This is a genomic window from Pseudomonas sp. R2-7-07 (genome assembly GCF_003852355.1).
Lineage (GTDB): Bacteria > Pseudomonadota > Gammaproteobacteria > Pseudomonadales > Pseudomonadaceae > Aquipseudomonas.
In genome coordinates this window covers 4,601,666-4,614,877 of record NZ_CP027759.1, presented here as the reverse complement: position 1 = coordinate 4,614,877, position 13,212 = coordinate 4,601,666, and the positions used below count along the sequence as shown (strand labels likewise).

Here is a 13,212-nt window from a genome sequence, read left to right as displayed (position 1 = left end):
CCTGCGAACGCAAACGGGTCATGGCTGGCGCGCAGTATTCGTTGAATGCCCTCGCCATCGGTTAGACTGGTCGCCTTTCCTTGTCCTAGAAGCCCGTTCATGGCCCAGCCGTCCACGACCTACAAATTCGAACTCAATCTCACCGACCTCGACCGTTCGGTGTACGAGAGCGTCAAACAGACCATCGCCCGTCACCCTTCGGAAACCGAAGAGCGCATGACCGTGCGCCTGCTGGCCTACGCCCTCTGGTACAACGAGCAATTGGCGTTCGGCCGTGGCTTGTCGGACGTCGACGAGCCGGCCCTGTGGGAAAAGAGCCTGGATGACCGGGTGTTGCACTGGATCGAAGTCGGCCAGCCGGATGCCGACCGCCTGACCTGGTGCTCGCGCCGTACCGAACGTACCAGCTTGCTCGCGTATGGCAGCCTGCGCGTGTGGGAAGGCAAGGTCGTGCCGGTGGCGAAAAATCTGAAAAACGTGCACATCGCCGCAGTGCCCCAGGAAATCCTCGAGGTTCTGGCCAAGGACATGCCGCGCGTGATCAAGTGGGATGTGATGATCAGCGAAGGCACGATCTTCGTCACCGATGACCGTGGCCAGCATGAAGTGCAGCTGGAATGGCTGGTTGGCGGACGTGATTGAACATGTGGGAGGGGGCTTGCTCCCGATAGCGGCGGATCAGTCACAACATCATTGACTGACACTCAGCTATCGGGAGCAAGCCCCCTCCCACATTTAATCTTTATAGCGTTTGAACTGTCGTTTTAACCCTTGTATCAGTAGAGAAGTTATCCCCACCGTATGCGTATCGAACCCCGTCCCTTGCCCGCCGTCCTGCCTTTCCTCGGTGAATTGCCACCGCTGCTGACCCGTCTCTACGCCGCGCGCGGGGTGCAATCGGAAGCCGAGCTGGACAAGAGCCTGGCGCGGTTGATTCCCTATCAGCAGCTCAAGGGCATCGATGCCGCTGTCGACCTGCTGGTCACGGCGCTGGAGCAGCGCCAGCGCATCCTGATCGTCGGTGACTTCGACGCCGACGGCGCTACCGCCAGCACCGTCGGCACACTGGGCCTGCGTTTACTCGGTGCGGCCCACGTCGATTACCTGGTGCCCAACCGCTTCGAATATGGCTACGGCCTGACGCCGGAGATCGTGGCGGTGGCGCTGCAGCGCGAGCCGCAATTGCTGATCACCGTGGATAACGGCATCTCCAGCGTCGAAGGCGTGGCGGCGGCGAAGGCGGCGGGGTTGAAGGTGCTGGTGACGGATCACCACTTGCCGGGCGATGAACTGCCGGCGGCGGACGCAATCGTCAATCCGAACCAGCCGGGCTGTACCTTCCCCAGCAAGGCGCTGGCCGGTGTCGGCGTGATCTTCTACGTGTTGATGGCCCTGCGCGCGCGCTTGCGCAGCCTGGGCTGGTACGACAACAGCCCGCAGCCGAACATCGGTGAACTGCTCGACCTGGTGGCCCTGGGCAGCGTTGCCGACGTGGTGCCGCTGGACGCGAACAACCGCATCCTCGTCCATCAGGGCCTGGAACGTATTCGGGCCGGTCGAGCGCGGCCGGGGATCAAGGCGATCCTTGAAGTGGCCAAGCGCGACCATGCCCGTATCACCTCCACCGACCTCGGTTTTATCCTTGGCCCGCGCCTGAATGCGGCCGGGCGCCTGGATGACATGAGCCTGGGCATCGAATGCCTGCTCACCACGGACATTGCCGCCGCACGGGAAATGGCCGCGCAACTGGACGGCATGAACCAGGACCGCAAATCCATCGAGCAAGGCATGCAGCGCGAAGCCCTGGCCCAGCTCAAGGATTTGCCGGTCGAATCGATGCCTTATGGCTTGTGCCTGTTCGACCCGGAGTGGCACCAAGGGGTGATCGGGATCCTGGCGTCGCGCATGAAAGAGCGCTATTTCCGTCCCACCATCGCGTTTGCCGATGCCGGTGACGGCCTGCTCAAGGGCTCCGGGCGTTCAGTACAGGGCTTTCATATCCGTGACGCGCTGGCGGTGGTTGCCAGCCAGCATCCCAACCTGATCGCCAAGTACGGTGGTCACGCGATGGCGGCTGGCCTGACCCTGCCCGAAGTGAATTTTCCGTTATTTGCCCAAGCTTTCGATGCCGAAGTGCGTCGGCAACTGCGCGAAGAAGACCTCACCGGTCGGCTGCTCTCCGACGGCACCCTGGCGGTGGAAGAGTTTCACCTGGAACTGGCCCGCGCACTGCGCCATGCCGGCCCGTGGGGGCAGCACTTTCCCGAGCCATTGTTTCACGGCGTGTTCCAGTTGGTGGAGCAGCGGGTGGTCGGCGAGCGGCACTTGAAGGTGGTGCTCAAGAGCGAATGTGGCTCGGTGAAGCTCGATGGCATTGCGTTTGGGGTCGACCGTGAAGTCTGGCCGAACCCGACGGTGCGTTGGGTGGAGCTGGCCTACAAGCTGGACGTGAACGAGTATCGCGGGAATGAAACGGTGCAGTTGATGATTGCGCATATCGAACCGCGTTAGAACCAACTGACACCGGGATACAAATGTGGGAGGGGGCTTGCTCCCGATAGCGGTGGATCAGTCACAGCATCATTGACTGACAGTCAGCTATCGGGAGCAAGCCCCCTCCCACATTTGGTTTTGTGTACTGCTTATTCGGCTTTGGCCTGATGCTTGACGATGATATCCACCAACCGCTTGGCCAGCGCCGGATAGTTCTCATCGAAGTGATGCCCGCCGGGCAGCTTCATGGCTTCGCCCACGGCGGTCTTGTCGGTGCAGCCGCTCTCGTCGACTTCCTCGGCGCCGTAGATGCACACCACTTTGTCTGCTGGCAGCTTGGCCATTTCCGGGCCGGTAGCGGCTTCTTTGCCGGCGTTGCCCAGCCAGCCTTCCACTTCAATCTCAAAGCTGCCGGTGCGGGCGAAGGCCAGCAGGATGATTGCGTCGACCCGTTGCTGTTCGTTTGCCGGCATGCGGTTATAGATGGCCGGCAGGACGTCGGCGCCAAACGAATAACCGGTCAGGACGAAGCGCTTGGTGCCCCATTTCTGCCGGTAGTGCTGCATCAGCTCGGAAAGGTCCTTGGCGCTTTGTTCCGGGGTCTTGTGCTGCCAGTAGTAGCGCAGGGTGTCGATGCCGACCACGGGGTAGCCGATCTTCGCCATCTCGCCGGCCACGTCGCGGTCCAGGTCACGCCAGCCGCCGTCACCGGAGAGGAACAGGGTCACGGTGTCCTTGGCCTGGCCTGCGGGCACTTCCACCACCGGAATCGCCAGGCCGCCGTTGTCCGAACCTACCAGTTGCTTGCGCAACTCGTTGTTCAGCACTTGCGGGTAATGAATGTCGTAGTCGCTGATGCTGGTAGTGGCACGCGGTGTGTCGCGTACGAAACTGGCGCTTTCATCGTCAGGGTTGTCGTTCCATGCCACCAGCCAGTTGCCATGGGCGGCGGTTTTCGGCAGCGGGTCGTTGCAGCCTTCCTGTTTCAGGGCGAAGCCGACGGAGATGGCGTTGGCCTTGTCGTCGGTCTGTGTGGCCAGCCAGCGCCAGGCGAGCGCCGCGCCAGGGCCGATGCCGCTGACCAGGGTCGCCGGGCCTTTAAGCTGGGCCAGGGCGCTTTGCAGCGCTTGCTCCTGCAGAGTGCAGTCATCTTTAGGCAGCACCACTTGCACGATCTGCGCCGAGCCGCCCTGGCTCAGGGCGACCAATTGGCTGTCGGTGAGGGTTTCGTCGGCCATCACGGCTACCGCCACGCGGGCTTTGGCGGCGCTGGCCGGAGTCACGCGGGTCATCATCGAACCGTCGGCCTGGGGCAATTGCTCCAGTGTCGGCTGTGGGGCAGGGCGGTTCCAGTACCAATAGCCGCCGCCCAGGATCAGCGCGAGCAGCACAACAAAGGCCAATACATACCGCCAGGAGCGTCGAATCATCAGCGTTTCACCAATCCAGTCAAGCCGCCCGCGATCAGGGCGGCGGTATCGGCCAGTGCCACCAGCGGATCAAGTCCTGCGGGCACGGCCATGTAACGGGGTTCCCAGTCAGGCTGGAACTTGTCTTTGAAACGGCGCAAACCTTGAAAGTTATACAGTTGCTCGCCACGGCGGAACACCATCGAGCCCAAGCGTTGGGTCAGTGGCGCGCCACGCCGTGGTTGCAGGCCCGACAACGGCACCATGCCGAGGCTGAAGCGGGCGTAGCCGTGGTTCTTATAATGTTGAATCAGGCCGACCATCATGAATTCCATGGTCAGCTTCGGCGCGTCCGGGTGGGCGCGCATCAGGTCGAGACTGGCCAAGTCATGGTTGTACGTCTCGAGCAGGTTGGCGAAGGCCACCGGGCGCCCTTCGAAGCGAATGATCGCGATCCGAAAGTGCTTGAGGTAGTCGTCGCTGAAGCGGCCCAGGGAGAAGCCTTTTTCACGCACATTCTTACCGGTTAGCCAGGCGTCCGAGATAACTTTTAATTCATCCATCGGCGCCGTGCCCGGCTCGCAGATCTCCAGGGACAAGCCGTCCCGGGTGCCACGGTTCCAGGTGTAGCGCAAATCCTTCATCTCTTTGCCCTTGGCTTCCAGGTCAAAGCGTTTCAGGTCGACCCGGGCTTCTTCGCCCAGCTTGATCGCAGTGAGGCCAATATCCATGTAGTACGGCAGGTTCTCGGCGCGCACCTGATAGAACACTGGCCGTGCGTGGTGAATGTCGCACAGGTCGCGGAACTGCCAGATCATCTCGGCGCGCGGTTGAGTCGGGCCGATCGGATCATACAGCGCCACCAGGCTGCGCCCGCGACGGGCGTACATCAGGAAGGCTTCATCGTTGGGGTGGAACAGCAACGCCTTGTCACCGGTCAGCGCCAGGCCGCCGTCGGGTTGGGAGGAGGCCATCAGGATCTTGCTGGCGCGTTCCAGCTCATCCGGGGTCGGCAGGTGGATCACCGGGCGCGCGGTACGCAGCAGCCAGGTCAGCGACACGATCACCAGCAATACGGCGGCACCCAGCAAGGAACGCAAGCCGCGCGGGGCGTTGGCATCGAGGGTGAACTGCCACCAGAGTTGATGGCTGTAAGGCACGTCCTGATAGGCAAACAGCAACAGCCAGATCGACGCGCCCAATACGCAGACGCTGGCCACCAGGTACAGCGGCGAGAAGGGCAGTTCGGTCAGGCGGCTGGCGCGGTAGAACGAGCGCCGGAAGATCGCCAGCAGCACGGCGGTCATGGTCATCAGGCTGGCTTCTTCCCAGTCGAAGCCCTTGAGCAGTGAGAGCAGGGCGCCGACCAGCAGCAGCACCATGGTCAGCATCCAGGCGGCTGACAAACGTCGACGCAGGCCTTGGGCCAGCAATAGGCACAGCACGCCGATCAGGCTGGCACCGAAGTGCGACGCGTCAATCAGGCGGTGGGGAATCAGGAAGCCGATGTTTTCCAGGCGTGAATCGATCTCCGGCGTGGCGCCGGAAAACAGCAGGACCACGCCGGACAAAAAAACCAGTACGGCCAGCACCGGTGCCGCAAGGCCGGATGCGACGCGCAGGCTCTGCTGAGTCTGGAACAGGCGCTGGGCCTCGTTGATCAGCAGGAAGATACAGGCGATCAACAGCGGCAACACCACGTAGATCATCCGGTATAAGAGCAGGGCAGCAGCCAGTGGCGCAGCGCCGAGGGTGTCGGCGAAGGCCGCCAGCAGGATCGCTTCGAAAACCCCCACGCCTCCCGGTACATGGCTGAGCACGCCGGCGGCCAGGGCCAACAGGTACACCAACAGGAATGGACCGAAAGGCGGTGCTTCGGGCAGCAGCATATAAAGGACAGCGGCGGCGGCGGCGACGTCCAGCGCGGTGATGACCAGTTGCAGGAACGTCAGGCGACGGCCAGGCAGGCGCAGGGTGCGGCGCCCGGCCTTGACCAGCAGGTTATCCGGGTAAGGTTGTTCCGGCAGGCGACGGCGATAGATACCGATGCACAGCATTGCCGACAACAGCAGCACCGCACCGGCGACACCGCCCAGCAGGCTCTGCGGTAAATGCAGGTAGGTCGATGCCGCCGGCAGGTTGCTCAGCGTAGCCAGCGCGGCCAGTGGCGGCAGCGCGCAGCCCAGCGCCAGGCTGGCGAACACGGTCATGTGGGCGACTTCCGACGCACCAATGCCGTGGCGTGCATATAAACGATAGCGCACCGAGCCGCCCGAGAGCATCGACAGGCCGATAGCGTTGCCGATGGCAAAGGCAGTGAAGCCGCCCAGGGCCAGGGTCTTGGCCGGCAGTTTCACACCGGCGTAACGTGCGCCGGAGAATTCATAGCCCAACAGAATGATGAAGCCGGCCACCGCTGCCGCGAACGCGCCGAGCAAGGCCGGTTTAGGCACCTCCAGGATCGAGTCGTGGAGCGCGTAGAGGTCGAGTTCCAACAACAGGTGTCGGCAGGCGATCAGGGCAATTGCAAACAGCAGCAACGTAACGGCCAGGCCGATGGGCTGACGGTATTTGCTCAACAGATCCAGCCAACGCAAACGGGTGGGTGCGATCGGTTGTTCCGCTGTGACAGTGTCATGTGGTTCAGACGAGTTGGCGCGCATCAATCACCTCGTGGATTGTGCGCGACAGGATGGAGGTATCCAGCCAAGTTACCAATCCCTATGGACAAAATAATTACAAATATTAACGCGGATCACCGAGTGGGGCGACTGCGGCCATTGGTCGTAGAAGGTAGCGCTTGAGCATCGAGCATAGCGTGCAATGGGATGGACTCTACAAACCGTCTACGGTTTCATGAAAGATGCCATGCCATTGTTTCAGAAGAACTTTTTCACCGGATACAAAAAAGGCCACTCTTTCGAGTAGCCTTTTTTGATGTTTGGTTGCGGGAGCCGGATTTGAACCGACGACCTTCGGGTTATGAGCCCGACGAGCTACCAGACTGCTCCATCCCGCGTCTGTGGGCGGCATTCTACAGTCCAGCGACGAGGTGTCAACCGTTAATGAGTCGATGGCTCAAATTAACGCTGATTTATTCAAAATCAAGGCCTTCGCTTTCATTGTAGGAGCGAGCTTGCTCACGAAAGGTGTCAACGATAACGCAGCGCTTCAGGTAGCCAGCGGTGTGTTGAAGTTTTTCGCGAGCAAGCTCGCTCCTACAGGGAGGGAGGTAAAACAGGCGCGCACAAAAAAGGCCACTCTTTCGAGTAGCCTTTTTTGATGTTTGGTTGCGGGAGCCGGATTTGAACCGACGACCTTCGGGTTATGAGCCCGACGAGCTACCAGACTGCTCCATCCCGCGTCTGTGTGTCGGCATTCTACAGAGGAACGCGAGCGTGTCAACCCGAAAATGGATGAAAAGCGCTTGTGGTTCAATCGGTTAGCTCTCCAAGGCGAGCGTGGTAGGGGCGCGGAGCCAGTCGGGCCGAGGCTTTCAGCTCTATTGGCGGGCCGAATTCGATTGAGAAAACAAATTCATCTGCGATATTTCGTACCGCTCAGGCAGAAGATTCAAACTACTGGTGCTATATACAGGGGTGAATGCGATACTGGCCACCCGTTGGTCCACACCCCGTTTATATGACGCAGCGCAAAATCATCCACGTCGACTGTGATTGCTTCTACGCCGCCATCGAGATGCGCGATGACCCGAGCCTGGCGCAAAAACCCTTGGCTGTCGGTGGCTCGGCAGACCGGCGGGGGGTGATCGCTACGTGCAATTATGAAGCGCGGGCGTACGGGGTGCGCTCGGCGATGTCATCCCGTCACGCGTTGAAGTTGTGCCCGGACCTGACGATCGTCAAGCCGCGCATGGATGCCTATAAAGAAGCGTCGAAGGAAATCCAGACGATCTTTCGCGACTACACCGACTTGATCGAGCCGTTGTCGCTGGATGAAGCCTACCTCGACGTGTCCGACAGCCCGCACTTTGGCGGCAGTGCCACGCGCATCGCCCAGGACATTCGCCGGCGTGTCTCCAATCAATTGCACATCACCGTGTCTGCGGGCGTGGCGCCCAACAAGTTTCTGGCCAAGATCGCCAGCGACTGGAAAAAACCCAACGGCCTGTTTGTGATTACCCCGGATCAGGTCGAAGATTTCGTCTCCCAGTTGCGGGTGAGTAAGTTGCATGGGGTCGGCAAGGTCACTGCCGACAAGCTGGCGCGCCTGGGCATTGAAGATTGCCTGCAATTGCGGGAGTGGAACAAGCTGGCGCTGGTGCGCGAATTCGGCAGTTTTGGTGAGCGCCTCTGGAGCCTCGCCCGTGGGATCGATGACCGCGTGGTGCAGAATGACAGCCGGCGGCAATCGATCAGCGTGGAAAATACCTACGATGTGGACTTGCCGGATCTTTCAAGCTGCCTGGCAAAGCTGCCCGAACTCATGGACACCCTGGCCGGGCGCATGGCGCGTATCGACAGCAGCTACCGGGCGGGCAAGCCGTTCGTGAAGGTCAAGTTTCATGACTTTACCCAGACCACTTTGGAGCAGGCCGGGGCAGGGCGGGACCTGGAGAGTTATCAACAGCTGATGACCCAGGCGTTCAACCGGGGTGGGAAGCCGGTGCGGTTGTTGGGGATTGGCGTGCGCTTGCTGGATTTGAGCAGCGGTAACGAACAGCTCGAGTTTTCCTGGTAGACACCGGAGCAAATGTGGGAGGGGGCTTGCTCCCGATTGCAGTGTGTCAGTCAGTACATCTGACACTGACACACCGCTATCGGGGGCAAGCCCCCTCCCACATTTGATCTCCAGCAGGCTTCAGATTTCAGCGTGCGCCAGGGTCTGCGACTAACCGCCCGGCATCCTTGGCCAGCGCCTGCAAAAACTCCTGCTGCAACTCCGGGTCATTGCGCGTCAGTTCAATCAGGCTTTGCTCCAGTTCGCTGGCTTCTTCTTCCAGGCCCAGCTCCGAGAGGCGCTTGACCCGGTGTACCCACTGGTTGACTTCGTCGTCTTCCAAATCGTCGTAGATCAGGCCATGGGCTTCCAGCAATTTTCCGCGCAGGGTGCTGCTGATCGCCAGGGTCGAATCCGTGTGCACGTCGTCCTGGCCGTCTTCCACGCTGATCTTCAAGGTGGTGATGCGGTTCAGGTCCTGTTCGGCAAACGGACTGTCCAGCAGGTTCAGGCGCAGGACGCCGTCGCGGTCGGTGGTCAGTTCATGGGTCTGCTTGCCGGCGGTGACCTGTACCGGGCGTTCGCTCCAGGGCAGGCTCGAATACTCCAGGCGCTTGTCACGCTGGACTTCATCGATGCCCGCGAGGTTCTGCTGCGCACGGCCGTGGGATTGCACGTTCATGAACGGGTTAATGCCGTCCACGCCGTAGCTCAGCCAATCGCGGGTCATGCTGGCGGGCAGGTTGCCGAGGGCGAAGATGTTCACCACATTGGCCCCCGCACCAGCCACCAGCGCCACGGCACCCAGGGGCATCTCGTAGAGTTTGCGCCAGGGCTGATAGGGCGTGTAGCGGTCGTAACGCCGAGTGACTTCGAATTCGGTGACTTCAAAGGTCTTTTGCTCGTGAATCCGAACCCGACGTTGCGGCAGCTCCAGCACTTTGGGCTCACCTACATCGATCTGCAGGCTGTGGTCGAGCAACTTACGCTCGACCCGCTCCTCGTGCTCACTGCGTTGCGACATCTGGTTGGCGCAGCCGCTGACCAGCAGGGCGCCGCACAAGGCGGCGCCCCCCAAGGCTCTGGTGTTTCGCTTGAACATGACTTCTCTTGATCTGGTTTTCAGCGACGAATACGCGCCTGAAGGAAAGACAGCACGTCAGCCACCGGCAACGGTTGGGCCTCGGCTTCGGTCCGGCTCTTGTATTCCAGATTGCCATCGGCCAGGCCGCGGTCACTGACCACGATCCGGTGGGGGATGCCAATCAGTTCCATGTCGGCGAACTTGATGCCCGGGCTGGTTTTCTTGTCCCGGTCATCGAGCAGCACTTCAAAACCGGCGGCCGTCAGTTCGGCATACAGTTTGTCGGTGGCTTCGCGCACTTGCTCGGTTTCATAGCGCAACGGCACCAGCGCAACCTGGAACGGCGCCAGGGCGTCGCTCCAGATGATGCCTTTCTCGTCGTTGTTCTGCTCAATGGCAGCGGCGACCACACGGGACACACCAATGCCGTAGCAGCCCATGTCCAGGGTGATCGGCTTGCCGTTCTCGCCCAGCACTTCGCACTTCATCGCCTTGCTGTACTTGTTGCCCAACTGGAAGATGTGCCCGACTTCGATGCCGCGCTTGATCTCCAGGGTGCCCTTGCCATCCGGGCTTGGGTCGCCGGCCACCACATTGCGCAGGTCGGCTACGGTCGGAACCGGCAGGTCACGCTCCCAGTTCACGCCGAAGTAGTGCTTGTCGTCGATGTTCGCACCGATAGCGAAGTCGCTCATCAGCTCGACCGAACGGTCGATGATGATCGGCAGCGGCAGGTTCAGCGGGCCGAGAGAACCGGCGCCGGCGCCAATGGCGTCGCGCAGTTCGGCATCGGTGGCCATGACCAGCGGGCTGGCCACGCCAGGTTGCTGGGCCGCCTTGATTTCGTTGAGCTCGTGGTCGCCACGGATCACCAGGGCGATCAGCTTGCCTTCTTCTTCGGCGCGCACGATCAGGGTCTTGATGGTCTTTTCAATCGGCAGATCGAATTTTTCCACCAGGGCCGCGATGGTCTTGGTGTCCGGGGTATCGACCAGGCGCAGTTCTTCGGCTGGCGCTGGGCGCGAGGTTTCCCGTGGGATGGCTTCGGCTTTCTCGATGTTTGCCGCGTAGTCGGAACCGTTGCTGAACGCGATGTCGTCTTCGCCGGATTCGGCCAACACGTGGAATTCGTGGGAGCCGGCGCCGCCGATGGAGCCGTTGTCCGCTTCAACCGGGCGGAACTTGAGGCCCAGGCGCGTGAAGATGTTGCAGTAGGCCTGGTGCATGCGGTCGTAGGTCGCCTGCAGGGACGCCTGGTCGGCATGGAACGAATAGGCGTCCTTCATGATGAATTCACGGCCGCGCATCAAGCCGAAGCGTGGGCGGATTTCATCACGGAATTTGGTCTGGATCTGATACAGGTTCAGAGGCAGCTGTTTATAGCTGCTCAACTCGTTGCGCATCAGGTCGGTGATGACTTCTTCATGGGTCGGGCCGGCGCAGAAATCGCGGCCATGACGGTCCTTGAAGCGCAGCAGCTCGGGGCCGTACTCTTCCCAGCGTCCGGATTCCTGCCACAGTTCAGCCGGTTGGGTGCTCGGCATCAACACTTCCAGAGAGCCGGCGGCGTTCATTTCTTCACGAACGATGGCTTCGACCTTGCGCATCACCTTCAAGCCCATGGGCAGCCAGGTGTACAGGCCGGAGGCCAGTTTGCGGATCATGCCGGCGCGCAGCATCAGCTGATGGCTGATCACAACCGCATCGGAAGGCGTTTCTTTCTGTGTGGCGAGCAAATATTGACTGGTACGCATGGTAGGCCGTTGTCGGTTGCTTGGACTTGAAATGACTTGGGATTGTACGGGCGGTTGCTGCTGGAGTACAGGCGTGACATTGCGGGGGATCTGACTGACTGTAGGAGATCCAAATGTGGGAGGGGGCTTGCTCCCGATAGCGGTGTGTCAGTGTCAGATGTACTGACTGACACGCTGCCATCGGGAGCAAGCCCCCTCCCACATTGACCGAGCCGTGTCAGTCTTCTTGCGGGGGATTCAACTGGGCGCGCCGATTCTCCTGGAACCAGTGCAGGGCAATCAGGAACAACGTCGGCACCCCCAGCAGGCAGGTGATCATGAAGAAGCTGTGATAGCCGAACTTCTCCACCATCACCCCCGAGTACCCGCCGATCAGGCGCGGCAGCAACAGCATGATCGAGCTGAGCAGCGCGTATTGGGTGGCGGAGAACTTGAGGTTGGTCAGGCTCGACAGGTAGGCGACAAACGCAGAGGTGGCCAGGCCGGAGCTGAAGTTATCCAGGGAAATAGTGACGATCAGCATCTGCAGGTCGGGGCCCATGTCGGCGAGCATCACGAACAACAGGTTGGTGCCGGCCGAGGCCACGCCACCGATGAACAGGATCGGCAGAATCCCGAACCGCACGATCAACAGGCCGCCCATGCCGGCGCCGAGCAGAGTCATGATCAGGCCGAAGATCTTGCTGACCCCGGCAATCTGGTCCTTGGTAAAACCCTGGTCGATATAGAAAACGTTGGCCATCACGCCCATGACGGTGTCGGACATGCGATAGGTGGCGATCAACCCGAGCAGCAGTAACGCCTGCCAGCGGTAGCGCAGGATAAAGTCGTTAACCGGCGTCAGCACCGGCGCCAGGCCACGGCGGCCCATGGCCGAGAGGCACAGGGCGGTGAGCAGGATATAAAGGATGGCCCGCAGAAAGGCACGGTCTTCCATCAGCAGTTCCCACAGGCTCACGCCCTGGAACAGCACGCTGGCGAAATCCGTGTTGTACAGCTGGGTAAACATGGCAGGCACCGACACCAGCAACACGATCAGTACGAACACTGACGCCAACTGATGCACGAAGCTATAGCGCCCGGCCTGCAACTGGGTGCGCAGCGGCACGTTGGGTTCGCGCATCAACAGGGTGGTGAGCAGGGCCGGAACCATCAACACGCCGAACAGCACATAGGTGCCGGTCCAGGCCGAGTGCTTATAGTTGAAACCGGTGGAGCCGAAGCCTTCGGCAAAGAACAGCGCGCCGGCCGTGGCCAGCAGGGCAGCGATGCGATAACCGGACATATAGCTGGCGGCCAGGGCGGCCTGGCGGCTGTCGTCGGCGATTTCCAGGCGGTAGGCATCGACGGCGATGTCCTGGGTGGCCGAGGCGAAGGCCACGACGACGGCAATGGCAATCAACCAGGACAAGTGTTTTTGTGGGTCACAAAAGCCCATGCCGATCAATCCGAGGATCACCAGCGACTGGGAAAGCACCAGCCAGGAACGCCGGCGCCCGAGTTTCCCGAGCAATGGCAGGCGCCATTGGTCGAGCAGCGGCGACCAGACCCATTTGAAGGCGTAGGCCAACCCGATCAGGCTTGCATAACCGATGGTCTCACGGGCAACACCCGCTTCACGCAGCCACACGGAAAGCGTCGAGAACACCAACATATAAGGCATGCCGGCAGCGAAACCGAGCAACAACAGCACTAACGTCGAGGGGCTGGCATAGGCGGCGAGCGCGGCGCGCCAGGTTTTACGGGGCATGGGCTGGAGTCTGCCTCAGATTTGCGGAAACAAAGCGCGCAC

Annotated in this window: 8 protein-coding genes and 2 tRNA genes; 3 read left to right on the top strand and 7 right to left on the bottom strand. The window is 61.0% G+C overall.

Annotation, left to right across the window (positions count from 1 at the left end; translation table 11 throughout):
* The first annotated feature begins 99 nt into the window (after positions 1 to 99).
* Complete coding sequence (locus C4J86_RS21180; RefSeq protein ID WP_124368227.1) at positions 100 to 642, top strand: YaeQ family protein; 543 nt, start codon at positions 100 to 102, stop codon at positions 640 to 642.
* Between the two features lie 159 nt (positions 643 to 801).
* On the top strand, positions 802 to 2,511 hold the full coding sequence (recJ, locus tag C4J86_RS21175) for a single-stranded-DNA-specific exonuclease RecJ (RefSeq protein WP_124371743.1): 1,710 nt from the start codon (positions 802 to 804) through the stop codon (positions 2,509 to 2,511).
* 131 nt (positions 2,512 to 2,642) lie between these two features.
* Here the strand turns inward: recJ and C4J86_RS21170 are convergent, their stop codons facing one another.
* From C4J86_RS21170 to C4J86_RS21150, 4 genes are all read right to left on the bottom strand, one after another.
* Positions 2,643 to 3,923 (bottom strand): virulence factor family protein, encoded by a 1,281-nt coding sequence (locus C4J86_RS21170; protein ID WP_124371742.1) that lies wholly within the window; start codon positions 3,921 to 3,923, stop codon positions 2,643 to 2,645.
* Positions 3,923 to 6,565, bottom strand: a complete 2,643-nt coding sequence (mprF, locus tag C4J86_RS21165) for a bifunctional lysylphosphatidylglycerol flippase/synthetase MprF (RefSeq protein WP_124371741.1) — start codon at positions 6,563 to 6,565, stop codon at positions 3,923 to 3,925. The genes C4J86_RS21170 and mprF overlap by 1 nt, the downstream gene beginning before the upstream one ends.
* A 279-nt stretch (positions 6,566 to 6,844) precedes the next feature.
* Positions 6,845 to 6,921: transfer RNA gene (locus C4J86_RS21160), tRNA-Met, on the bottom strand.
* Between the two features lie 268 nt (positions 6,922 to 7,189).
* Positions 7,190 to 7,266, bottom strand: a tRNA-Met gene (locus C4J86_RS21150).
* Positions 7,267 to 7,544: 278 nt separating this feature from the next.
* On the opposite strand from C4J86_RS21150, the gene dinB reads away from it, so the two are divergent.
* Positions 7,545 to 8,603, top strand: a complete 1,059-nt coding sequence (gene dinB, locus C4J86_RS21145; RefSeq protein WP_124371739.1) for a DNA polymerase IV — start codon at positions 7,545 to 7,547, stop codon at positions 8,601 to 8,603.
* Positions 8,604 to 8,730: 127 nt separating this feature from the next.
* On the opposite strand, the gene C4J86_RS21140 is transcribed toward dinB, so the two are convergent.
* The 3 genes from C4J86_RS21140 to C4J86_RS21130 form a co-directional block, all read right to left on the bottom strand.
* Positions 8,731 to 9,684 (bottom strand): hypothetical protein, encoded by a 954-nt coding sequence (locus C4J86_RS21140; RefSeq protein WP_124364247.1) that lies wholly within the window; start codon positions 9,682 to 9,684, stop codon positions 8,731 to 8,733.
* A gap of 20 nt (positions 9,685 to 9,704) precedes the next feature.
* Positions 9,705 to 11,420 carry a proline--tRNA ligase gene (locus C4J86_RS21135; protein ID WP_124371738.1) on the bottom strand — a complete coding sequence of 572 codons (1,716 nt, stop codon included), beginning with the start codon at positions 11,418 to 11,420 and terminating at the stop codon, positions 9,705 to 9,707.
* Between the two features lie 217 nt (positions 11,421 to 11,637).
* Positions 11,638 to 13,170 carry an AmpG family muropeptide MFS transporter gene (locus C4J86_RS21130; protein ID WP_124368222.1) on the bottom strand — a complete coding sequence of 511 codons (1,533 nt, stop codon included), beginning with the start codon at positions 13,168 to 13,170 and terminating at the stop codon, positions 11,638 to 11,640.
* Positions 13,171 to 13,212: the final 42 nt, after the last annotated feature.